Raw genomic sequence first — 25,651 nt, forward strand, 5'->3', positions numbered from 1 at the left:
GGTATCCCCAGGTGGGACTGTGTGCCGATACGCCAACCTGATCGATTTCGCTCTCGCTCGGGCGAATTCGATCAGGTTTGATCAGTCACGGTCACGCTTTACTCGACAGTGCTCACGCTGCCTTCATGTGGCGTTCATAAAACATCGATGGGCTGTGTGACGACGCCCTCGGTGGGCGAAGACGACGTGATATCCCGTGGGCGGGTGAGCCCCTCGCCGCGGGATCCTGGCCGCGCCCCGGAGAAGAGGGTGTGGCGATGTTCCTTCTCCGCTTGCGCCGGCTCCGGCGTCGATGATCGGTGCACTGGCGCGGCCGGTTCGATCCGGCCCTTCTTCACCGTCCCCGAAATCTCTCCCCAAAGGTGTGGACCGGCATGCACGAAATCCGTTCGATTCCGACCGGCGTGGTTCCCGATGAGCTTCTCGAACTGACCGCGGCACAGCAGGGCGTCTGGTACGGGCAACTCGTCGATCCGGGCAGTCCGAAATACAACATCGGTGAATGCTTCCAGATCCACGGTGACCTCGACGAGGAATTGTTCGCCGCCGCTCTGGCCCGGGCCCTGGCGCTTTGCGACAGCCTCAACCTCGAGTTCGTCGTCCGGGGCGAGACGGTGCGTCAGCGCGTCGTGCACCGCCCCGCCGCCGACACCGGACGAATCCGTGCCGTCGATCTGTCCGCCACCGACGACCCGGTCGCCGCGGCCGAGCGCTACATGGCCGACGACATGTCGACCGTCGACCGCCTCGACGCCCCGCGCCACCACTTCGCGCTGCTGCGTCTCGGCCCCCGGCTGCACTACTGGTACGTCCGCTTCCACCACATAGCCGTCGACGGCCTCGGCGGTGCCGTGTTCGGGCGCGCCGTGGCCGAGCTCTACGGGCGCGCCGCGCGCGGGGAGGACCTCGCTGAGGCGGAGCTGCCCGCCGCCGCACCCCTGCGCGACCTCGTCGCCGACGAAGCGGCGTACCTCGGCTCGGACCGCTACGAGGCCGACCGTGCCTACTGGACCGGCAGGTTCGCCGACCTGGCGGACGCCGCCGCGACCGACGCCGCGGGTGCGGATGCCGCAGGCGAGGCGCACGCGCGCGGCGGTACCGCCCTCGTACGCCGCCGCACCGACGCCCCCGCGCCCGCCGGATCCGAGGTCCGGATGCACACCGGCGAGACCCTGCCCGTGGCCGTGCTCGACGCGCTGCGCGGTCTCGCGGCCGGCCACCGCACCAGCTGGACCGCGGCCCTCGTGGGAGCGGTCGCCGCCTACGTCGCCCGGGTCGGCGGGGCCCAGGACGTGACCGTGGGGCTCGCCTCGAACGGCCGTCACGGCGGGCTCCGGCACATCGTCGGCATGACGTCCAACATCCTGCCGCTCCGGCTGCGCGTCACCGCCGACATGACGGTCGGCGCCCTCGTGCGCGCCGCCGCCGACGAGATGCGCGGCGCCCTGCGCCACCGCCGCTTCTCCCGCGAACAGCTCGCCCGCGAGCTGAACATGACGGACGGCGCGTCCCACCTCACCGACGTCGTCGTCAACATCATGGGCTACGACTACGACCTCGACTTCGCCGGCAGCCCCGCCCCCTCCCGTGTGCTGTCCATCGGCCCGGTCGGCGACGTCTCGCTCTTCGTCTCCGAACGGGGCGAGAGCCAGGGCCCGTTGATCGGATTCGACGCCAACGCGGAGCTGTACGACCCCGAGGACGTACGGTTGCTCCAGCAGGCCGTCCTCTCCTTCCTCACGACCCTGGCCGAGGCGGACGCCGGAACGCTCCTGCGTGACCTGCCGTTCGTCGACGCGGCCGCCGCCGAGGCGCTGCTCGCCCAGGGACGCGGCGCGGCACTGCCGGCCGGGGGGACGGCTCCCGTGAGCCTGCCCGAGGCCTTCGGCGCGCAGGCACGGCTGACCCCGGACGCCCCGGCGGTCGTGGACGGCGCGGCCGCACTGACCTACCGGGAGCTGGCGGGGACCGCGGACGAACTCTCCACCCTCCTCGCCCACTCGGGCATCGGTGCCGAGGACGCCGTCGGTGTCCTCGTGGGCCGCTCCGCGGCGGTGGTGACCACCACGGTCGGTGTGGTCGGGGCGGGAGCCGCGTACGTACCCATGGACCCGGCCTGGCCCGCCGAACGGCTCGACCGGGTGGCGGGGGTCGCCGGCGTCCGCGCCCTGGTGGTCGACGAGGCCGCCGCCGCCCTGCCGTGGACCGAGCGTGCGGCCGCCACCCTGCCGGTGACCGTCGTCGACGCGCTCGGCCGCGTCGTCGGCCACGCCCCGCCTCCGGCCAGGACGCTGCCGCCGGTACTCCGTGGAGACCGGCTCGCCTACGTGATGTTCACCTCCGGCTCGACCGGCCTGCCGAAGGGGGTCGGCGTCACCCACGCCGACGTGCTCGCGCTGGCCGCCGACTCCGCGTGGTCGGACGGGGTGTGCGACGCGGTGCTGCTCCACTCGGCGTACGTCTTCGACGCCTCCACGTTCGAGATCTGGGCACCGCTCCTGAACGGCGGCCGTGTGGTCGTCGCACCCGCCGGCGCCGTGGACGCGCCGGCCCTGGAGGACGCGGTGTCCCGGCTCGGGGTGACCGCCCTGTTCCTGACGACCGCCCTGTTCAACGTGGTGGCCGAGGCCGACCCCGCGGCGTTCGCCGGACTGCGACTGGTCGCCGCGGGGGGCGAGGCCGCCACCCCGGACCTGATGCAGCAGGTGGCGGCGGCCGCACCCGGCACCCGCGTCCTCCATGTGTACGGGCCCACGGAGACCACGACGTTCGCCACCCGCCACGAGGTCGTCGCGGGCGTGCCGGGCGTGCCGCCCATCGGCCGGGCCCTGGACGGGATGCGCCTCCACGTGCTCGACGGCTCCCTCTCGATGGTGCCGCCCGGCGTGGTGGGGGAGCTGTACGTCGGCGGCCGGGGCGTCGCCCGCGGCTACCAGGGCCGCCCGGCGCTGACGGCCACCCGCTTCGTCGCCGACCCGTACGCCGCGGGCGGCGGCCGCATGTACCGGACGGGCGACCTCGTGCGCTGGACCGCGCGCGGTGACATCGAGTACGTCGGGCGCGCGGACGGCCAGGTCAAACTCCGCGGCTTCCGCATCGAGCCCGCCGAGATCGAGAACACGCTCCTCGCCGACCCGGACGTCCGCGCCGCGTGCGTCCTGGTACGTGAGGACATACCCGGCGACCGGAGTCTCGTCGCGTATCTCGCCACGGCCCCCGGCACCCGGCCGGACGAGGCGGCGCTGGCCCGCCGGGTGGGACGCACGCTGCCCGCGTACATGGTGCCGTCCGCGTTCGTCCTGCTCGACGCGCTGCCCCTCAACGCCAACGGCAAGGTCGACCGCCGCGCCCTGCCCGCACCCCGCGCCGCCACCGCCACGGGACGTGCGCCGCGCACCGCCTACGAGGAGGTCCTCGCCGGACTGTTCGCGGACGTCCTGGGGGTGGAGTCCGTCGGCATCGACGACAACTTCTTCTCCCTCGGCGGCCACTCCCTGCTCGCCACCCGTCTCACCGGCCGGGTCCGGGCCGCCCTGGGCGCCGAACTGGCCATGCGCACCCTCTTCGACCACCCCACCGTCGCCGCCCTCGCCTCCGCCCTCGACACCACCGCGACGGCCCGCCCGGCCCTCACCCCGCGGCGACGGCCCGAAGCGGTGCCGCTGTCCTACGCGCAGCAGCGCCTCTGGTTCCTCAACCGGGCCGAAGGGCCCGGTGACACCTACACCGTCCCGCTGGTCCTCGAACTCGAGGGCCCCCTGGACACGGACGCCCTGCGCGGTGCCCTGGCCGACGTGGTCGCCCGGCACGAGAGCCTGCGCACCGTCTTCGCCGAACACGACGGGACGGCCCGCCAGGAGATCCTCGACGCGTCGGTCGCCGCCACGCTCGTCCCCCTCGTCACCGAGGACTGCCCGTCCGGAGTGGACGCCGACGTCTGGGCCGAGGAGACGGTGCGCCGCCTGTCCGCGGTGCCCTTCGACCTCAGCGGTGACGTCGGTGTCCGCGCCCACCTGCTACGTCCGGGCCCCGACCGCCACGTCCTGCTGCTCGTCCTCCACCACGTCGTCGCGGACGGCTGGTCCCTCGCCCCGCTCAGCCGGGACCTCGGCGCCGCCTACCGTGCCAGGAGCGCGGGCGCGGACACCCCGGAGTGGCCGGCCCTGCGGGTGCAGTACGCCGACTACGCCCTCTGGCAGCGCGACATGCTCGGCGCCGACGAGGATCCCGACAGCCTGGCCGCACGCCAACTCGCCTTCTGGCGGGAGGCGCTGCGCGGTGCCCCCGATCTGCTCGACCTGCCGCTCGACCGCCCCCGCCCGGCCGTCGCCGGCCACCGGGGCGACGCGGTCCCCTTCGACCTGCCCGCTCCCGCGCACGCCGCACTCACCCGGCTCGCCCGCACCGCCGGGTGCACCCCGTTCATGGTGCTGCAGGCGGCGCTCGCGGTCACGCTGCACGCCCACGGCGCGGGGACCGACATCCCGCTGGGAGCCGCGGTCGCCGGGCGCACCGACGAGGCACTCGACGATCTGGTCGGGTTCTTCGTGAACACCGTGGTCCTGAGGGCCGACCTGTCAGGGAACCCGACCTTCCGCGAACTCCTGCGAAGGGTCGCGGAGTTCGACATCGCCGCCTTCAGCAACGGAGACATCCCCTTCGAACGGGTCGTGGAGGCGCTCAACCCCGAACGCTCCGGTGACCATCACCCGCTCTTCCAGACCATGCTCGTCCTGCAGAACCAGGACCGGGCGGAACTCGGTCTCCCCGGCATCACCGTCACCGACCGGTCCCGGCACACCGGGGTGAGCAAGTTCGACCTGACGTTCTCGCTCACCGAGCTCACCGACGACGGCATCCCTGACGAGCAGGGCTCCAAGCGCGAGGCAGCCGGCATCGGCGGCTACCTGGAGTACGACACCGACCTCTTCGACGCCGGAACCGCCCGCGCCCTCTGCGCCCGCCTCGCCCGCGTCCTCACCCTGGCGGTGGCCGACCCCGACCGCACGATCGGTGACCTCGACCCCCTCGCCCCCGGCGAGCGGGACCTCGTCCTGCGCCAAGGACGGGGAGCGGAGAGGCCGTTGCCCGTCCGGAGCGCGCCCGAGGCGGTCCGGGAATGGGCCGCGCGCACCCCCCACGCCGTCGCCGTGCGCGACGCGCACACGAGCCTCACCTACGCCGAGCTCGACGCCCGAGCCGACGCCCTCGCCCACGCCCTGCGCGAACGGGGCGCGAGCCGCGAGGACCGGGTGGCCCTCGCCGCGCCCCCGTCCGTGGACACCGTCGTCGCCATGCTGGCCGTCCTGCGCTCCGGCGCCGCCTACCTGCCGGTCGACCCGCAGTATCCGCCCGCCCGCATCCGGCACATGCTCGACGACGCCCGCCCCGTCCTGCTGCTCACCACCGCGGACGTCCGGGCGTCCCTGCCCGACTGCGACGTACCGTGGCTCGCCCTCGACGACCCGGGTGCCGGGCTGCCCGGGGCGGCCGTGCCCGTCGCGCACACGCCCCACCCGGCGGACCCGGCGTACGTCATCTACACCTCGGGTTCGACCGGCCGCCCCAAGGGCGTGGTCGTGGCGCACTCCGCGCTGGCCAACCACATGGCCTGGATGACCGGGCACCTCGCGGTGACCCCCGAGGACCGGGTGCTCGCCCGCACCTCCACCAGCTTCGACGCCTCCGTGTGGGAGATCTGGCTCCCGCTGATGAACGGCGCCGAGGTGTGCGTCCTGCCGCAGGAGGCCAACCGGGAACCCGGCACCCTCGTCTCCTGGATGAACCGGTTCGGCGTCACCCTCGCCCAGTTCGTGCCCTCGCACCTGGCCCTCGTCCTCACCGAGGCCGCGCACGCCGCGCCCCCTCCCGGGCTGCGCGCCGTCCTGTGCGGCGGGGAGCCGCTGCCGCGCTCCCTCGCCGACGACGTCGCCGGTCTGTGGCGGGCCGAGGTCCACAACCTGTACGGGCCCACCGAGACGACCGTCGACGCGACCGCCCACCGTGCGGTTCCGCGGGGGGCCGACGGACACGAGGACACCCGCACGCCGTCCGAGAGCGTGCCGATCGGCCTTCCCGTCGACACCATGCGCGCCTACGTCCTCGACCCCCGGCTGCGGCCCGTGCCGCCCGGTGTCACCGGCGAGCTCTACCTGTCGGGTCCCAACCTGGCCCGTGGCTATCTGGACAGGCCCGGCACGACCGCCGCCCGGTTCGTCGCCGACCCCTTCGCCACCTCGGGCGCCCGCATGTACCGGACGGGCGACCTCGTACGGTGGAACCGGCACGGTCTGCTCGACTACGTCGCCCGCGCCGACGACCAGGTCAAACTCCGGGGCTTCCGCATCGAGCTCGGTGAGGTCGAGGCCGCGCTCCTCGCCCGGCCCGGTGTCACCGCCGCCCGCGCCGTGATCCGCGAGGACACACCCGGCCACCGCACGCTCGTCGCCTACGCGGTCACCGGGGGACCGGATCCGCGCCCCGCCGACCTGCGGGACGCCCTCGCCGCGAGCCTTCCGCACTACATGGTGCCCGGTGCCGTGGTCGTGCTGGACGAACTGCCCCTCCTGCCCAACGGCAAGGTGGACCGGCGCGCCCTGCCCGAACCCGGTGCGGACGCGGGCGTCCCCGCCGGCACAGGCACCCGTACCGTCCAGGAGGACCTGCTCGCCGGGATCTTCTCCGACGTCCTGGACAGACCCGTTGCCGGACCGCACGACAGCTTCTTCGACCTCGGCGGCCACTCGCTCCTGGCCATGCGTGTCGTGAGCCGGGTCCGCGCCGTCCTGGGCGCGGAGATCGCCGTGCGCACCCTCTTCGAGCACCCGACCGTCGCGGGTCTCGCCCGGGCCCTCCGGACACCGGGCCCGACCCGTCCGCCGGTGGTGCGGGCCGAACGGCGGCCCGATCCGATGCCGCTGTCCCCGGCGCAGCAGCGCCTGTGGTTCCTCAACCGGCTCGAAGGGCCCGGTTCCGCCTACAACATCCCGCTCGTCCTCGAACTCGAAGGCACGCTGGACACCGCCGCGTTGGGGTCCGCCCTGCACGACGTCGTACGACGCCACGAGGCGCTGCGCACCCTGTTCCCCGAACGGGACGGCGTACCGCACCAGTTGATCCTGCCCGCCGACACCGTGGCGATCCCGCTGCCCGCCGTCGCCACGGCCCCCGGCGACCTGGAGGAAGCCGTCCTGGCCGCCGTGCGCGAGCCGTTCGACGTCCTCACGGACCTGCCGCTGCGCGCCCTGCTGCTCCGCCCCGCACCGGAGCACCACGTCCTCGTGCTGGTGCTGCACCACATCGCGGGCGACGGCTGGTCCCTCGCCCCGCTCGCCCGCCACCTCGGCGACGCCTACCGGGCCCGCGTCGAGGGCCGCCGGCCCGAGCCGGCGGCCGCCGCCCCTCTCCAGTACGCCGACTACACCCTCTGGCAGCACGAGACCCTGGGCGACGGAGAGGCCCCGCACAGCGTGCTGCGGCAGCAACTCGACCACTGGCACACGGCCCTCGACGGCCTGCCCGGACTGATAGACCTGCCGCTGGACCGGCCGCGCCCCGCGACCACCGATCCGCGTGGCGCCGTCCACACCTTCGACGTACCGCCCCCCGTGTACGGCGGACTCCTGCGCCTGGCGCGTGAGTCGGGCAGCAGCCTGTTCATGGTCCTCCAGGCAGCTCTGGCCACCCTGCTGCACCGGCACGGCGCGGGCGACGACATCCCGCTCGGCTCACCCGTCGCCGGCCGCACGGACGAGGCGCTGGAGGACCTGGTCGGCTTCTTCGTCAACACGCTCGTGCTGCGGACGGACCTGACCGGCAATCCGACCTTCAGTGAACTCCTCGTACGTGTAAGGGAGTTCGACCTCGCCGCGTACGCCCACCAGGACGTGCCCTTCGAGCGGCTCGTCGAGAGCCTCAACCCCGTCCGGGCGCGCAACCACCACCCGCTCTTCCAGACCATGCTGGTTCTCCAGAACCAGGAGACGGCCCGCCCGGATCTGCCCGGCCTCCTCGTCGAGGACCGGCTCGTCCACAACGGCCTGAGCAAGTTCGACCTCACCTTCGCCTTCACGGAGGAGCGCGGCGGGGCCGAGGGAGCGGGCGGGGGCCGCCTCACCGCCGGGATCGAGTACGCCACCGCCCTCTTCGACCGGTCCACGGCCGAGACGCTCGCCACCCGCCTGGTCCGCCTTCTGGAGCAGGTGGCCGCCGACCCCGGACGGCCCGTGGCCGCATACGGCCTGATGGCGGCCGACGAGCACGCCCGGGTCACCCACTGGGGGACCGGCCGCCGTCTGCCCGCGGACCCGGACGCCACCCTGCCCGACCTCTTCTCCGCCCAGGCACTCCGCACCCCGGACGCGGTGGCCGTCACGGCTGGGGGCGCCACGCTGACGTACGCCGAACTCGACGGGATCTCCGACGACCTCGCCCACGCCCTCGCGGGTCTCGGCGTCGGCCCCGAGTCCGGGGTGGGTGTGCTCCTCGCCCGGTCACCGGCCGTGGTGTCGGTGTCCCTGGGGACGGTCCGGGCGTCCGGCGCCTACGTCCCGCTGGACGCGCGCTGGCCGGAGGAACGGCTCGACCAGGCCGCCGGGGTGGCGGACGTGCGGGTCCTCGTCGTCGACGAGGACGCCTCCGCCTCCCCCTGGGTGACCGACACGGCCCGCCGGACACCGGTCGTGGTCGTCGACCGGCTCGGCCGGGTCCTGCGGGGCGGGCCCGGCAGGCCGGCCCGGCCCGCCCCGGTCCCGGGTCCCGGAGCGCTCGCCTACGTCATGTTCACGTCCGGCTCCACCGGTCTGCCCAAGGGTGTCGGCGTCACGCACGCCGACGTGGCCGCGCTCACCGCCGACTCCGCCTGGGAGGGCGGCGCCGGCGACGCCGTACTGATGCACTCGGCGTACGTCTTCGACGCCTCCACCTTCGAGATATGGGCTCCTCTCCTGAACGGCGGGCGGATCGTCGTCGCGCCGGACGGGGTCCTGGAGGCAGGGGCACTCGGTGACGCCGTCCGGGAGGACGGGGTGTCCGCGGTCTTCCTGACGACCGCGCTGTTCAACGTGATCGCCGAGACCGATCCGGGCGCCTTCGCCGGCCTCCGGCTCGTCTGCGCCGGCGGGGAACTGGCCTCGCCGGACGCGATGCAGCGGATCGCCGGCGCCGCGCCCGGCGTACGGGTCCTCCACGTGTACGGGCCCACCGAGACCACCACCTTCGCCACCCGCCACGACGTGGCGGCGGACCTCCCCTCCGGGCCTCCGCCCATCGGCCGCCCCCTGGACGGCATGCGCCTGTACGTCCTCGACGGGTCCCTCGGTCAGGTCCCGCCGGGCGTCGTGGGCGAGCTGTACCTCGCGGGACGCGGCGTGGCACGCGGGTACACGGGGCTCCCCGGTCTGACCGCCACACGCTTCGTGGCCGACCCGTTCGACGCGGCGGGCGGACGCATGTACCGCACCGGCGACCTCGTCCGGTGGACCGACGACGGACAGATCGCCTACGTCAGCCGTGCCGACGGGCAGGTGAAACTGCGCGGCTACCGCATCGAACTCGGCGAGATCGAGGGCGTGCTGGCCTGCTGCGAGGGCGTGGCCGACTCCTTCGCCGTCGTACGGGAGGACACCCCGGGCGACCGGAGGCTCGTCGCGTACGTGGTGCCCGCGGACGGTGCACGCCCCGAACCGGGCGACCTCGCCGGGGCCGTCGGGCGGTCCCTGCCCGCCTACATGGTGCCCTCCGCGTTCGTCCTGCTGGAGGCACTGCCGCTGACCGTCAACGGCAAGGTGGACCGGCGTGCCCTGCCCGCACCCGGCCACTCCGCGCCGGCCGGCGGGCGACCCGCCCGCACCGTCCGCGAGGAGATCCTGTGCGGGCTCTTCGCCGACGTGCTCGGGCTGGACGCCGCGGGCGCCGACGACGACTTCTTCGCCCTCGGCGGCCACTCGCTGCTCGCCACCCGGCTCGTCGCCCGCATCCGCTCTGCGCTCGGCGCGGAGGTCCAGGTCAAGGCCCTCTTCGAGCACCCGACACCGGCGGCGCTGGCCGCCGTGCTGGACGGCGCCGCGGCCGCCCGTACGCCGCTGGAGCGGGCACCGCACCGCCCCGACCCGATGCCGCTGTCCTTTGCCCAGCAGCGGCTGTGGTTCCTCAACCGGCTCGAAGGGCCCAGTGCCACGTACAACGTGCCGCTCGTGCTCCGTCTCCGGGGCCCGCTCGACGCGGAAGCCCTGGAGAGCGCCCTCGCGGACGTCGTGGGACGCCACGAGAGCCTGCGCACCGTCTTCCCCGAGACCGACGGCGTGTCGCGTCAGCTGGTCCTCGACGCCGACGGCGCCGACCTGGACCTGACGCCCCGCGTCACCCCCGCCGACCGTCTCGACGAGGTCCTCGCCGCCGAGGTGGCGCACGCCTTCGACGTCGGCACCGACATCCCCGTACGGGCACGGCTGGTGCGGCTGGAGGCCGAGGACCACGTCCTCGTGCTGCTCGTCCACCACATCGCGGGCGACGGCTGGTCCCTCGCCCCGCTCGCGCGCGACCTCGGCACGGCCTACCGGGCCCGCGCCGAGGGTGTGGAGCCGCCCTGGACGGAACTCGCCGTCCAGTACGCCGACTACACCCTCTGGCAGCGCGCGCTGCTCGGCGACGAGGACGACCCCGCCGGGCAGGCGGCCCGCCAGCTGGATTTCTGGCGCACGGCGCTCGCGGGCGCCCCCGACGTCCTCGACCTGCCCTACGACCACCCCCGGCCCGCCGTGACGGCGCACCGCGGCGACGCGTTCGCCTTTCCCGTCGACGCGGACACGCACCGCGCCCTGGCGGGACTGGCCCGCGCCCGCGGCTGCAGCCTCTTCATGGTGCTCCAGGCGGCCCTGTCGGTGCTCCTCTCACGGCACGGCGCCGGTGAGGACATCCCTCTCGGCACCGCCGTCGCCGGCCGCACCGACGAGGCCCTCGACGACCTGGTGGGCTTCTTCGTCAACACCCTCGTGCTGCGCACCGATCTGAGCGGGGACCCCTCCTTCGTCGAAGTCCTGGACCGGGTAAGGGAGTTCGACCTGGCGGCGTACGCCCACCAGGACGTCCCGTTCGAGCGGCTGGTGGACGCCCTCGACCCGGTCCGGGCGCAGAACCACCACCCGCTGTTCCAGACCATGCTCGTCCTCCAGAACCACGCCGACGCGGTGATCGACCTGCCGGGCCTCACGGTCACGGAGCAGCCCGTGCACACCGGCATCAGCAAGTTCGACCTGACCTTCACCTTCACCGAGAAGCACGACGGCACGGGAGGGGCGGCCGGCCTCGACGGCGTACTGGAGTTCTCCACCGAACTCTTCGGCCCCGCCACCGCGCACGCCCTGGCGGACCGGCTGACCCGGCTGCTCGCCTCGCTCGCCGCCGACCCCGGCCTGCGCGTCCACGCGGTGGACGTCCTGGACGCCGCCGAGCGGCGCGACCTCGAACGGGCCGCGCACGGCCGCGTCCGGCCGACCGCGGCACGCACGGTGCCCGACGCGTTCCGCGCACAGTGCGCGCGGACCCCGGCGGCGGTCGCCGTGCTGGACGGCACGCACCGCCTCACCTTCGCCGAACTCGACGCCCTCTCCGACGATCTGGCGCACCACCTGTGGAGCCGGGGCATCGGCCGCGGCGACCTCGTCGCCCTCGCCCTGGAAGGCACCACCGACCAGGTGGTCGCGATGCTGGCGGTGGCCAAGTCGGGCGCCGCGTACCTGCCGCTGGACCTGGAGTACCCCGAGGCGCGTGTCGCCCACATGATCGAGGACGCCCGTCCGGCCCTGCTCCTCACCCACGGCACCGCGCGCACCGCGGCCCACGACGGGGCGGTGCCCTGCCTCGCACTCGACGACCGGGCCGCCTGGTCCACCGGGTGCGCGGGGCCGCCCGCCGCCGTGCCGGACCCGCACGACGCGGCGTACGTCATCTACACCTCCGGTTCCACCGGCCGCCCCAAGGGCGTCGTCGCCACCCACGCCGCCCTGACCAACCACATGGCGTGGATGGCGGACCACCTGGGCCTCACCGACGACGACCGGGTCCTCGCCCGTACGTCGCCGAGCTTCGACGCCTCCGTCTGGGAGACCTGGCTGACGCTGCTGCACGGCGGTTCCACCTGCCTCGTGCCGCCCGCACTCAACCACGACCCCGCGGGGCTGCTGGCGCGGATGCGCGACGCGGGCACGACCGTCGCGCAGTTCGTCCCCTCGCACCTCGCGGTCGTCCTCACCGAGACCGGGGCCGACGAGGCTCCCACGACGCTGCGGGCCGTGCTCTGCGGCGGCGAACCCCTGACCCGGACGCTGGCCGAACGGGTGGGACGGGCCTGGCACGCCGAGGTCCACAACCTCTACGGGCCCACCGAGACGACGATCGACGCGACCGCCCACCACCACCACCACCACGCCGGGGACGCCGACGCCTCCGCGGGTGAGGGGACCGTGCCGCTGGGACGCCCGGTCGACAACACCCGCGCCCATGTCCTGGACGCCGGACTGCGGCCCGTACCGCCGGGCGCCACCGGCGAGCTCTACGTCGCGGGCGACGGCCTCGCACGCGGCTACCTGGGACGCCCCGGCCTGACCGCCGGGCGGTTCGTCGCCGACCCGTACGGCCCGGCCGGGAGCCGCATGTACCGCACCGGCGACCTCGTCCGGCGGGACGCCTACGGCCTGCTCACCTATGTCTCCCGCGCCGACGACCAGGTCAAGCTGCACGGCTTCCGTATCGAACTCGGCGAGGTCGAGGCCGCCCTCACCTCCCTCGACGGGATCGCCGCCGCCTGCGCCCTCGTCCGGGAGGACCGGCCCGGCGAGCGGCGACTGGTCGCCTACACCGTCGCCGACCGGCGCGACGGGGCCACGGACCTCACCGACGCCGACCTGCGCGCCCGGCTCACGGCACTCCTGCCGCCCTACATGGTTCCCGCCGTCCACGTGCCGCTCGACGCCCTGCCGCTGCTGCCCAACGGCAAGACCGACCGGCATGCCCTGCCCGCACCCGAGCGCCCCGCGGCCACCCGGCCGGGAGGCCGGCCGCGCACCGCACGGGAAAGCGTCCTGTGCGACGTGTTCACCTCCGTGCTGCGCACCCCGGCCGTCCGCACCGACGACGACTTCTTCGCGCTCGGCGGTGACAGCATCCTCTCCATCCAGCTCGTCAGCCGGGTCCGCGAGGCCGGCCTCGGCGTCACCCCGCGCGACGTCTTCGTCCACCGCACGCCCGAGGCCATTGCGGCCGTCGCCACCGAGCTCGGCCGGGCGGCCGCCGTCCCGGCCGGGCAGGGCACCGGACAGATGCCCCTGACTCCCATCGCCGCCTGGTTCCTGGAACGGCCGGGCACCACCGACGGCTACAACCAGTCCGGGGTGCTGCGCACGCCCGCGGGCGCCGACGCGGAATCCCTCGTGGCCGCCCTGCAACTCGTGCTGGACCACCACGACACGCTCCGGCTCCGCGTCCTCCGCCCGGCCGACGGCGCCCCTCTCCTGGAAGCGCTGCCGCCCGGCTCCGTGAGCGCCCGGGACCGGTTCACCCGCGTCGACGTCGCCGGACTCGACGCCGACGCGGTGCGCGCCGCCGTCACCGAGGCGGGCGAACAGGCCCGCAGACGGCTGAGGCCCGCGCGCGGAGAGGTCGTCGAGGCCGTCTGGTGCGACGCCGGGCCCCGGACGCGCGGGAGACTGCTGCTGGTCGTGCACCATCTGGCCGTCGACGCGGTCTCCTGGCGCATCCTCGCCGCCGATCTGGCCGCCGCCTGGCGGGCCGTCACCGAGGTCCCCCGCACCCCCGGGACGCCGGCGCTGCCCGCACCCACCACCTCCTACCGGGAGTGGGCGCGGCTCCTCGCCACCCAGGCGCACGAGGCCGCACGCGAGGCGGAACTCCCGCTGTGGCAAGGGGTGCTGAGCACCCCCGACCCCCAGCTCGGGTACCGGCCGCTCGATCCCGACCGGGACACCGCCGACCGCACCCGCACCCTCACCACCCACCTGCCCGCCACCTGGACGAACCCCCTGCTCACCACGGTCCCCGCCGCCTTCCACGCCGGGGTGGAGGACGTCCTGCTCACGGGCCTCGCCCTCGCCGTCTGCTCCTGGCGCGCCGAACGCGCGGCCGCCGCCGGCGGGGCACGGCCCGCCGGCACCGCGGTCCTCCTCGACCTGGAGGGGCACGGCCGTGAGCAGCTGGCCGAACACCTCGACCTCTCCCGTACGGTCGGCTGGTTCACCAGCCTCTACCCGGTCCGGCTCGACCCCGGACCCGTCGACGCCCGCGACCCCGGACGCTTCGACGCCGCACTGGTCGAGCGCGCACTCAAACGCGTCAAGGAACAGCTGCGCGCCCTTCCCGACCACGGTGTCGGCTACGGCCTGCTGCGCCGTCTCAACCCGGCCACCCGCGCCGGGCTGGCTCCCGGGCCCGACCCGCAGATCGGGTTCAACTACCTGGGCCGGTACGCCTCCCCGCAGGATTCCGTGAGCGGGGGCGCCGACTGGGACGTGCTGCTCGACGCGGGCGGCCCGCGCGCACAGGACCCCGACATGCCCGTCCACCACGTCCTCGACATCAACGCGCACACCGAGGACCTGCCGGACGGCCCCCGGCTGGTGATCCGCTGGACCTGGCCCAGCGACCTCCTCAAGGAGGAGGACGTGGAGGCCCTGGCCGAGGCGTTCACACGGGCGCTGCGCGCCACGGCCGAACACGCCGACCGGCCCGACGCGGGCGGCTGGACGCCGTCCGACCTTCCCCTGGTCTCGCTCGACCAGGCCCAGATCGACCGACTGCAGAACAGGTGGGGTGGACGCAAGTGACCGGGTTCCGACTGGAAGACGTACTGCCGCTGACACCGCTACAGGCGGGCATGCTGTTCCACGCGCTGTACGACTCCCGCGCCGTGGACGTCTACACCGCACAGTTCGTCTTCGAACTCGAAGGCCCCGTCGGCGTCCCCGCCCTGCGGGCCGCCGTCGGCGGGCTGCTGCGGCGGCACGCCAACCTGCGGGTCGGGTTCCTCCACGAGGACCTGGACGAGCCCGTGCAGGCCGTCGCCGCGGAGGTGCCGGTGCCGCTGGAGGAGCTGGACCTGACCGGTGGGGACGCCCCGGGGACGGTCGAGGACCGCCTCGCCGCGTTCCTCGCCGCCGACCGCACCCGCCGGTTCGACCTCGCCACGCCGCCGCTGATGCGGTTCACCCTGGTGCGCACCGCACCCGACCGGCACCGTCTCGTCATGACGAGCCATCACATCCTGCTGGACGGATGGTCGATGCCCCTGCTGGTGCGCGAGCTCTTCGAGCTGTACGCACACCACGGCGACGACAGCACCCTGCCCCGCGTCGCTCCCTACCGGACCTATCTCGCCTGGCTGGCCCAGCAGGACAGGGCCGCGGCCCTGGACGTCTGGCGCACCGCACTGGCCGGGATCGAGGCACCGACCCTGCTCGCCGGCCGGGGCGGGACCGACGTGCCGGCCCCCGGCGAGCTGCCCGGCACACTCGTGCTCGAACTCGACGCGGCCACGACACACCGGCTGCGTGAGACGGCCCGCGACCACCGGCTCACCCTCAACACCCTGGTGCAGGGCGCCTGGGGCCTGCTGCTCGCACACCTCACCGGGCGCCCCGACGTCGTCTTCGGCACCACCGTCTCCGGGCGCCCGCCGGAGATCCCCGGCATCGAGTCGATGGTCGGGCTCTTCATCAACACCGTCCCGGTGCGGCTCCGCCCGGAGCCCGGCGAGACCCTGGCGACGCTCCTGACCCGGCTCCAGGAGGAACAGGGCCGGCTCCTCGGCAGCCAGTACGTGGGGCTGACCGAGATACGCGGCGTCACGGACCTGCCCGAACTCTTCGACACGCTCGCCGTGTTCGAGAACTACCCGATGGACGCCGAGGCCCTGCGCACCGCGCAGCAGGCGCTGCCCGGCCTCTCCGTGACCGGATTCAGCGGCACGGACGCGGCGCACTACCCGCTCACCCTCACCATCGCCCCCGGCGACACCTTGAAGATCACCTTCGGCTACCGGGCCGCTGTGCTCGACCGGGCCGAGGTGGCCCGCACGGTCGCGCGTACGCGGCGCCTGCTGACGGCGATGGCGCAGGGACTCGGCCTGCGCGCCGACAGCGTTCCCGTACTCCTGGACGGCGAGCGCGAGGCACTGCTCTCGCTGGGCGAGGGTGCCGGACTCCCGCACACGACCGCCGGGACGAGCATCCCGGACGCCGTGGCCCGGCACGCCGCCCGGCACCCCGACGCGGTGGCCGTGGCCGGCGTCGGTGAACAGCTCACCTACGCGGGGCTCCGCGACCTCGCGGAGGAGACGGCCGGCGCCCTGACCGGGCTCGGCACCGGTGCGGAGGACGGTGTCGGCATCCTCCTGGGCCGCTCGGCCGCCACTGTCACCGCGTCCCTGGCGGCCCTGCGCGCGGGCGCCGCCTATGTGCCGCTCGACCCGCGCTGGCCCGCCGAACGGCTCGCCCGTGTGGCCGAGGTGGCCGGCCTGCGCGCACTGATCGTCGACGGGACCACCCGCACCCACCCCTGGGCCGCGGGACTGGGCCCCGAGGTGGCCGTACTGACCGTCGACGCGTCGGGCCGCGTCGTGCACGGAGGGCCGGCCGCCCCCGGAGCCCTCCCCGCCGTCACGGGCGGCGCCCGGCTCGCCTACGTGATGTTCACCTCCGGCTCCACCGGCCTGCCGAAGGGCGTCGGCGTCACCCACGCCGACATCGCCGCGCTCGCCGCCGACCGGACCTGGGGCGACGGCGCGGCCGACGCGGTGCTGATGCACTCGGCGTACGTCTTCGACGCCTCCACCTTCGAGATCTGGGCACCCCTCCTCAACGGCGGCCGCGTCGTCGTCGCCCCCGAGGGCGTCCTCCAGCCCGCCGCGCTCCGCGAGCTCGTCGCACGCGACGGCGTGACGGCGGCCTTCCTGACGACGGCCCTCTTCAACGTCGTCGCCGAGACCGACCCCGGCGCCCTCGGCCTGCTCCGGCTGGTCGCCTCCGGAGGGGAGAGCGCCGCGCCCGGCCTCCTCCAGAGCCTCGCCGCCGCGTACCCCGGAACCGCCTTCCTCAACGTCTACGGGCCCACCGAGACCACCACGTTCGCCACGCGCCACCGCGTCCGCCCCGGCGCCCCGGACGGCGTGCCCCCGATCGGCCTGCCGCTGGACGGCGCGCGGGCCTACGTCCTGGACACGGCGCTGCGGCCCGTTCCGGCCGGCGCCGAGGGAGAGCTGTACGTCGCAGGACCGGGAGTCGCCCGCGGCTACCTGGGGCGCCCCGGCCCGACCGCCACCCGTTTCGTCGCCGACCCGTTCTCCGGCGCCGGGGCCCGCATGTACCGCACCGGGGACCTCGTACGCCGGGACCCCGACGGCACCCTGCACCACGTCGCCCGGTCCGACCAGCAGATCAAGCTGCGCGGCCACCGCATCGAGCCGGCCGAGATCGAGGCCGTGCTCCGCAGCGACGACTCCGTACGCGCCGCGTGCGTCGTGGTCCGCGAGGACCTGCCCGGCGACCGCACCCTGACCGCGTACGTCGTCCCCGCCCCCGGGCACACCCCGGACCCCGACCTGCTCGCCTCGTACGTCGGCCGCCGACTGCCCGCGTACATGGTGCCCGCCACCGTCCAGTGCCTCGACGCGCTGCCCCTGACCGCCAACGGCAAACTCGACCGGTCCGCCCTGCCCGCGCCCGCCACCGCGCCGGCCACGGGAAACCGCGCGCCCCGCACGGCCCACGAGGAGATCCTCGCCGGGCTGTTCGCCGACGTCCTGGGCGTCGAACGCGTCGGGATCGACGACAGCTTCTTCGCCCTGGGCGGCCACTCCCTGCTCGCCACCCGCCTCGTCGGCCGCGTCCGTACCGCGCTGGACACCGAGACCGAGATCCGCACCCTCTTCGAGAACCCCACCGTCGCCACGCTCGCCGGCGTCCTGCGCGACGCGGACCGTCCCGCCCGACCGGCCCTCGTGCCCCAGGAGCGTCCCACCCTGCTCCCGCTGTCCTCCGCGCAGCAGCGCCTCTGGTTCCTCCACCGTCTCGAAGGCCCCTCCGCCACCTACAACATCCCCTTCGCCCTGCGCCTCGACGGGCCGCTGGACGCCGAAGCCCTGCGCCGGGCCCTCCACGACGTCGTCGGCCGGCACGCAGCACTGCGCACCGTCTTCCCCGAGCACGACAGCAGACCGCACCAGAGGATCACCGCCCCGGCCGACGTCCGCCTCCCGCTCGCCGCGGAAGCCGTCGACGAGGACCGCCTGTCCGCCCGGATCACGGCCGCCGTGACCGCGCCGATCGACATCGAGCACCAACTGCCCCTCCGGGCCACCCTGCTGCGCCTGGACGCCACCGCACACGTCCTGGTCCTCGTGATCCACCACATCGCCGCCGACGGCTCCTCCCTGGCCCCCTTCGCCCGTGACCTCGGTGCCGCCTACCGCGCCCGCGTCCACTCCGGCGCGCCGGAGTGGACGGACCTTCCCGTCGACTACGCCGACCACACCCTCTGGCAACGCCGCCTGCTCGGCGACGAGCACGACCCCGACAGCCTGCTCGCACGGCAACTCGACCACTGGAAGGCCGCGTTGGACGGCATGCCGGAGATGATCGAGCTGCCCTGGGACCGGTCGCGTCCCGCCGTGCCCCGGCACACCGGCGCCACCCACGACTTCGCGCTCGACCCCGCCACCGCCCGGCAGGTCACGGACCTGGCCCGGGCCCGCGGCTGCAGCGTCTTCATGGTGCTCCAGGCGGCACTGTCGGCTGTCCTCTCCCGGCACGGCGCGGGTGACGACATACCCCTGGGCACGGCCGTCGCCGGACGCACCGACGAGGCGGCCGCGGACCTCGTCGGCTTCTTCGTCAACACGCTCGTGCTGCGCACGGACCTGACCGGCGACCCCACGTTCCTCGAACTGCTCGACCGGGTGAAGGAGTTCGACCTCTCCGCGTACGCGCACCAGGACGTTCCCTTCGAGCGGCTGGTGGAGCTGCTCAACCCCGCGCGCTCGCAGAACCACCACCCGCTCTTCCAGACCATGCTCATCCTCCAGAACCACACCCCCGCCGCCCCGGTCGACCTGCCCGGCATCACCGCCCGGGGCATCCCGGTCGACCCCGGTGTCAGCAAGTTCGACCTGTCGTTCACCTTCACCGAGACCTACGACGACGACGGTGCGCCCCACGGCATGCGGGCCTCCGTCGACTACGCGACGGAACTCTTCGACGCGTCCACGGTCCGCGGCCTCGCCGGACGCCTCGTCCTGCTGCTCACCGCCGCCACCGCCGACCCGGACCGCCCCCTGAGCACGTACGACGTGTTCACCGCCGCCGAGCGCGCCCGCCTGACGGCCTGGGGCACGGGGCCCGTCGACGACGGGCCCGGATCGACCGTCCCCGCCCTCTTCGAGCAGTGGGCCCGGCGCACCCCGGACGCCCCCGCCGTCCGCGACGCCGGGACCACCCTCACCTACGGAGAGCTCGACCGCCGCGCCGACGCCCTCGCCCGCCGGCTGGCGGCGCGCGGCATCGGCCCCGAGGACCGGGTGGCGGTCGCCCTGCCCCGCACCGCCGAACTCGTCGTGGCCCTGCTCGGCATCCTCAAGGCCGGGGCGGCGTACGTCCCCCTCGACCCGGACTACCCCGCCCGGCGCCTTTCCTACATGCTCGACGACTCCCGCCCGCGCCTGCTCCTCACCACGCCCGCCGTCCGCAGCCGGCTGCCGCAGACCCCGGTGCCCTGCCTGTACGCCGGTGACCACACGGACTCCGCACCGACGGCCGGGCCGGCCGCCGGGCCCGTCCCGGCCCTGCTCCCCGCCCACCCCGCGTACGTCATCTACACCTCCGGCTCCACCGGCCGTCCCAAGGGCGTCGTGGTCACCCACCGGGGTGCCGGCGCCATGGCCAGGACCCAGCGCGAACGGCTGCGCGTCACCCCGGGCAGCCGTGTGCTGCACGCGGCGTCGGTCAGCTTCGACGCCGCGTTCTGGGAACTGTGCATGGGGCTCCTCTCCGGGGCCTGCCTGGAGATCGACGAACGCGAGGCCCTGATGCCCGGCCCCGCTCTCGCCGGCCTGGTCCGCGAGCGGGGCGTCACCCACCTCACCCTGCCGCCCGCCGCGCTCGCCGTGATGCCGCCGGACTCACTGCCCGCCGGTACGACGCTGGTCCTCGCCGGTGAGGCGTGCACACCGGCCCTGGTGCACGCCTGGGCGGCCGACCGGTTCCTCGTCAACGCCTACGGCCCGACCGAGACCACCGTCTGCGCGACGATGAGCACCTTCCAGCACGCGGACGGACCGCTCGCCCCCGACCGCACCGTGCCCATCGGCGTCCCCGTCGACGGCACCCGCGTGCACGTCCTGGACGACAGGCTGCGTCCGGTGCCCCCGGGCGTCACCGGCGAACTCTACGTCGCCGGCGGGGGAGTGGCCCGCGGCTACCACGGCCGGGCCGCGCTGACCGCGTCCCGCTTCGTGGCCGACCCCTTCGGCGGAGGCGGCGGCAGGATGTACCGCACCGGTGACCTGGTGCGCTGGACGGCCGACGGGCAACTCGTCTACGTCTCCCGCGTCGACGACCAGGTCAAGCTCCGGGGCTTCCGCATCGAGCTCGGTGAGATCGAGGCCGCGCTCACCGCGATGCCGGGCGTCGCCGCGGCCTGCGCCGTCGTCCGCGAGGACCGTCCCGGCGACCGGCGGCTGGTCGCCTACACCGTCCCCGCCGACGGCGCGGACGGCCCGGACGACGGCGAGATCCGCACGCACCTCGCCGGAACCCTGCCCGACCACATGATCCCCGCCGCCCACGTGCGACTCGGCGTCCTGCCCGTCACACCCAACGGCAAGACCGACCGGCGCGCCCTGCCCGCACCGGACCATGCCGTACCGGCCGGCGGCCGGGCACCGCGCACCGCTCGCGAACGGGCCCTGTGCGAGGTGTTCGCCGAGACCCTCGGCGTACCCGAAGTGGGCGTCACCGACGACTTCTTCGCGCTCGGCGGGCACTCCCTGCTCGCCGTCACCCTCGCTCAGCGGATCGAGGAGCGGTGCGGCCGGCGCCCCTCCCTGCGGACCGTGTTCGCCGCGCCCACGGCCGAGGGCATGGCCCGCCTCCTGGACGACGGCGCGGGGGAGGAGAACGCCGGCCACGACGTCACACCGGACCTCCTCTCCGAGGTGCGGCTCGCCGCGGACATCACCGGGCGGCCAGGCCCGGCCCCCGTGCCCGCCCCCACCCGGACGCCCGCCCGGCCCACCGCCCGCCCCCTGCTGACCGGCGCCTCCGGCTTCCTCGGCGCCTTCCTCCTGCGCGATCTCGTCGAGACCACCGGCGAGCCCGTCGACTGCCTCGTACGCGCCGAGGACGAGCAGCACGCGGCACACCGGGTGCGGGCCAACCTGGAGCGGTACGGCCTGTGGCGCCCCCGCTACGCCGACCTGGTCCACGCCGTCCCCGGGGACCTCGCCGCCCCCGGACTGGGGCTGTCCGCCGAGGACCGGGACGCGCTGGTCCGCCGCCTCGGCACCGTCGTCCACAACGGCGCGCACGTCAACTTCGCGGCCGGGTACCGCGATCTGCGCGCCCCCAACGTGGCCGGAACCGAGGAACTGCTGCGCCTGCTCGCCGATTCCGGCTCACCCGGCCTGCACCACATCTCGACCACGAGCGTCTACGCCCCGGCGTCCGGCCCCGACCCCGTCACCATCACGGAGTCGACCCCGCCGGGCCCGCCCTCCGCCCTGCCCGACGGATACGCGCAGAGCAAGTGGGTCGCCGAGCAACTCGTCGGGCTGGCACGCGAACGAGGCCTGCCGGTCACCGTCCACCGGCCCGGCCGCATCAGCGGCGACACCACCACCGGCGCCTGCCAGGAGCGTGACCTCCTGTGGCAGCTCATCAAGGGATGCCTCCAGGCGGGCGCGGTGCCCGACCTGCCGCACGGCTCGACCGACTGGGTACCGGTGGACTACGTCAGCGCGGCCGTGGTGGCGCTCGCCACGTCCGGCCGGACGGACGCGGAGGTCCACCACTACACCCACCCCGAAGCGCCCGGCCTGGACCGCGTCTTCGAGGTCGCCGCCCGCCTGGGACACGAGCTGCGGACCGTCCCGGCCCCGCAGTGGCAGGCACGTGTCGCCGCCCGGCGCGACAACGCGGCGCAGCTGTTCCTCGGCGAAGCGGGAGGGGGACGTCACGGGGTGACGGACCACCGCGGCTTCGACTCCGGCCGGACGGCCGAGGCCGCGGCTGCCCTCGGCGTCCACCTGCCCGCGCTGACCGACGACGTACTGACCCGCTATCTGACCTACTTCCACGGGACGGGCTTCCTGCCCTCGCCGCAGGGGGTGCGGGCCGCGAGGTGAACGGCGCGGACGTCTGCCACCCGGGATTGTCGGTGGCGGGTGGCAGACTCCGTCGGCATGACCGAACAGGTGTGTCTGAGAGCCGTCGTCCAGGACGATCTGGAGGTGTTCCTCGCACAGGAGCACGATCCGGAGTCCGTACGCCGGTCGAACTTCCCGCCCCGCGAACGCGAGGCCTTCATGAAGCACTGGACGACGAAGGTGCTGGGGGACCCGTCCAACCGCGTGCGTGCCGTCACCGTCGACGGAGTGCTGGCCGGCAACCTGGTGGCGTGGTGGGACGGGGACCGGCGCTTCATCGGGTACTGGCTCGGCCGCCGGTTCTGGGGCCGGGGCATCGGGACCCGGGCCCTTGCGCTCTTCCTGGACGAGGAGACCGAACGCCCCCTGTTCGCCGACCCGTTCGCCGAGAACACCGGTTCGGTCCGGCTGCTGGAGAAACACGGCTTCCGGAGCGCCGGGACGGTCATGCACGGCGAGCACGAGCACATCATGCTGGTGCTGGGGGAGGCCGGCTGACCAACTCCCCCAGCACCAGGGCCGCGTCGCCGGACGGGCGGCGGCGCGGTGATCACTTCATGGCATGCTTGTTCCTCGCACTGTGGGCTGAACCGATGATCGGTCGACCGGGAGAAACCGCGCTGTGGGGTACACGATTCCTGAGGCCGTCGACACGATGCTCGACGTGGTCGGGGTGGGACGGCCGAGCGTCGGCGAGGCCGCGCGCCACGGCACTTGCGAGGACGCCCACGAGGTGCGCCGTTTCCCCTCGGCGCCGCCCGGCCGGCTCGGCAACGATGTCATCACCTCATGACGCGCGGCGACGAGGCACTTGAGGCAGCCGGCTGGTACGAGGGCCGTGACGTCGGGGACCGGGCGCTGTCAGCCGTCCTCGGATCCGTCGCGCTCGCCGGACCGGCGGCGGACGCCACGGCGTGGGCGGTGTTCCCGGCCGCCGAACGGGCGCTGCGCACGTTCCACGGCCTACGGCTGCCGCCGGTCGGTCCGGGGCGGGACGAGGCGCCCACCGGATGTGTCATCGACCCGCTGGAAGCCCGCCACGCCCGCCCGTCGCTGCTGCGGCTCGCGGAGACCACGGGATCCCGGATGTTTCCCCTCGGCCGCACCGACGCCGACGCACTGCTCGCGGTCGACGAGGAGGGGCGTCTCTTCTCCGTCGGTCACGGAGAGCAGTGGCAGCTCGGTGACACCGTCCGCCAGGGCCTCACAGCGTTGACCGAGGGACGCGCCCCGCACCGGATGGCCGCGCGCAGGTGGTCCTGGACCGTCTCGTCGGCGGTGGACGGGAATCCGCTCGTCAACGCCGTACGCACCGCGCTCGTGGCGGTGTACGTGCTGCACCACCGGCAGATGTTCAGCGCCCGTGGACTGCGGCTGACCGTCACGCCGTTGCGCGGCATCGGTCCGGTCGCCCTGGACCGTACGGTCCGCCTGCCGGGCGGCCGGCTGGAGGAGAGCGCGACACCGCTGGTGACCGCGATGGAGGCGCTGATCGAGGCCGCGGAGGTCACGACGGAGGGAGCGGAACTGAAGGTGGCGGTGTCCGCGCCGCCGAAGACCGTCGGCCCGCCGGCCTCCGTCAGCTGCGCCGTGCGCACGGGACACCTGGCGAAGGAACCGGCGATGGTGGAACTCTCGCTCTCCGCCGGTGCGGGAGCCTCCGTCGGCCGGGTGCGTGCGGCCGTCCGCGCCTGTTCACAGGACCTGGCGCGCCATGCCCGGCGCCCCTCGTCGTGACCTGAGTCCGCCGTCGGGGATCCCGCCGCGACCTCTTGCACGGCGCGGGCCGATCGCCGTAGGGTCACGCGGGCGACGATGATCACGACGGGGATCCGGCCGGTGGGCCCCACGAGGTCCTCGGGCCGGCGACCGGCGGCGGATTCGCGAGGGCGGGCCGACGGCCGCGCCCCTCCGGCCCGCACCGGGAGACCGACCGACGGACCTGAGCCGTCCGGTCTCCGCGGCACCGCCGCTCCGGACCGGCACCGCCGTTCCCGTCGCACCGGCCGCCCGTGACCACAGCGCCCGGCGGGACGTGACCGTCGAGTCGGCGGGTGGGGCCCGCAGCGGGGGCCCGGCGCCGGCCGGACCGGGTATGTCGCGCCGCGTTCCGGAGGACGTGCCGGCCTCCGCCCACCGAACCGGCCACTCGGCACACCGAACAAGGAGAGATCGTGTCCACCCATCCGCGCACGACGGACACCGCCGAACTCAGCCCGCCGCCCCATGACTTTCCCTTCGATCCCACCCACGGATACGACCTGCCGCACCTCCTCGCGGTGACGGCTCCGTCGGGCCCCGACGACTTCGCCGACTTCTGGCGAGAGCGCCACGCGCGTGCGCTGCGCGTCGACACGGCGCCTCGGATCGAGGGAGCGTGGGCCACGGTGGACGGCGTGCGGGTCGCCGCCGTCTCGTACACGTCCTCCGACGGCGTCCGTATCGGCGGGTGGCTGACCGCCCCGGCGAGCGGCCGGGTCACCCAGGGCTGCGTCTCGACGCACGGATACGGAGGCCGGGCGGCCCCCGACCCCTGGCAGTCCCCGCCGGAGACCGCGACCATCTGGCCCTGCCTGCGCGGGCTCGGAACGCGGAGCCTGCTGCCCGGCGTGCCCTCGCAGTCGGCGGGGCACGTCCTGCACGGCATCGGCGCCCGGGAGTCGTACCTCATCGGCGGGTGCGTGGCCGACGTCTGGTGCGCGGCCACCGCCCTGCAGCGGCTGGTGCCGGAGACCGGCGGACGGCTGACGTACCTCGGCACCAGTTTCGGCGGCGGCATCGGTGCGCTGGCGCTTCCCTGGGACGAGCGTTTCCACGCCGCCGGGCTGACGGTGCCCACCTTCGGGAACCACCCGCTCCGGGTGACCCTTCCGTGCACGGGCAGCGGGGAGTCGGTGCGTACCCGGTACGCCGGGGACCCCTCGGTGCTGGACGTCCTCGCGTACTTCGACGCCGCGACGGCGGCCCGGCACATCGAGATCCCCGTACATGTGGGCGCCGCCCTGTTCGATCCGCATGTGCCCCCGCCCGGGCAGTTCGCGGTGTACAACGCACTGGCCGGGCCGCGCGAACTCCTGGTCCTGCGGGCGGGGCACTTCGACCACCCGGGCGAGCGGGCCGAGACGGCGGCCCTGGAAGAGGCCCAGCGACAGTTCCTGTCCGGGACGGACCCCGTGCTGCCGCCCCCCACCGCCTGACCTCCTGCCGCACGACCGGATCCGCCGG

Annotated in this window: 6 protein-coding genes; all 6 read left to right on the forward strand. The window is 74.6% G+C overall.

Annotation, left to right across the window (positions count from 1 at the left end; genetic code table 11):
• Positions 1-374: 374 nt before the first annotated feature.
• Positions 375-14,837, forward strand: coding sequence for a non-ribosomal peptide synthetase (locus tag IA22_RS0129120; protein WP_030125319.1), 14,463 nt, complete (start codon positions 375-377; stop codon positions 14,835-14,837).
• A complete protein-coding gene (locus tag IA22_RS0129125; protein ID WP_030125320.1) occupies positions 14,834-22,405 on the forward strand; it encodes a non-ribosomal peptide synthetase in 7,572 nt (2,523 codons plus the stop codon). The genes IA22_RS0129120 and IA22_RS0129125 overlap by 4 nt, the downstream gene beginning before the upstream one ends.
• Positions 22,406-22,462: 57 nt before the next feature.
• Positions 22,463-22,924 carry a GNAT family N-acetyltransferase gene (locus tag IA22_RS0129130; RefSeq protein ID WP_030125321.1) on the forward strand — a complete coding sequence of 154 codons (462 nt, stop codon included), beginning with the start codon at positions 22,463-22,465 and terminating at the stop codon, positions 22,922-22,924.
• A 124-nt stretch (positions 22,925-23,048) separates the two neighbouring features.
• Positions 23,049-23,219, forward strand: a complete 171-nt coding sequence (locus tag IA22_RS37240) for a hypothetical protein (RefSeq protein WP_167337644.1) — start codon at positions 23,049-23,051, stop codon at positions 23,217-23,219.
• Positions 23,216-24,163: an SUKH-3 domain-containing protein gene (locus tag IA22_RS0129140; protein WP_015579195.1), complete on the forward strand. Its 948-nt coding sequence runs from the start codon at positions 23,216-23,218 to the stop codon at positions 24,161-24,163. Before IA22_RS37240 ends, IA22_RS0129140 begins: the two co-directional genes overlap by 4 nt.
• 437 nt (positions 24,164-24,600) lie before the next feature.
• On the forward strand, positions 24,601-25,623 hold the full coding sequence (locus IA22_RS0129145; protein WP_030125322.1) for an acetylxylan esterase: 1,023 nt from the start codon (positions 24,601-24,603) through the stop codon (positions 25,621-25,623).
• The last annotated feature ends 28 nt before the right edge of the window (positions 25,624-25,651 follow it).

The sequence above is a fragment of the Kitasatospora papulosa genome (assembly GCF_000717245.1).
In the GTDB taxonomy this organism is placed as follows: domain Bacteria; phylum Actinomycetota; class Actinomycetes; order Streptomycetales; family Streptomycetaceae; genus Streptomyces; species Streptomyces papulosus.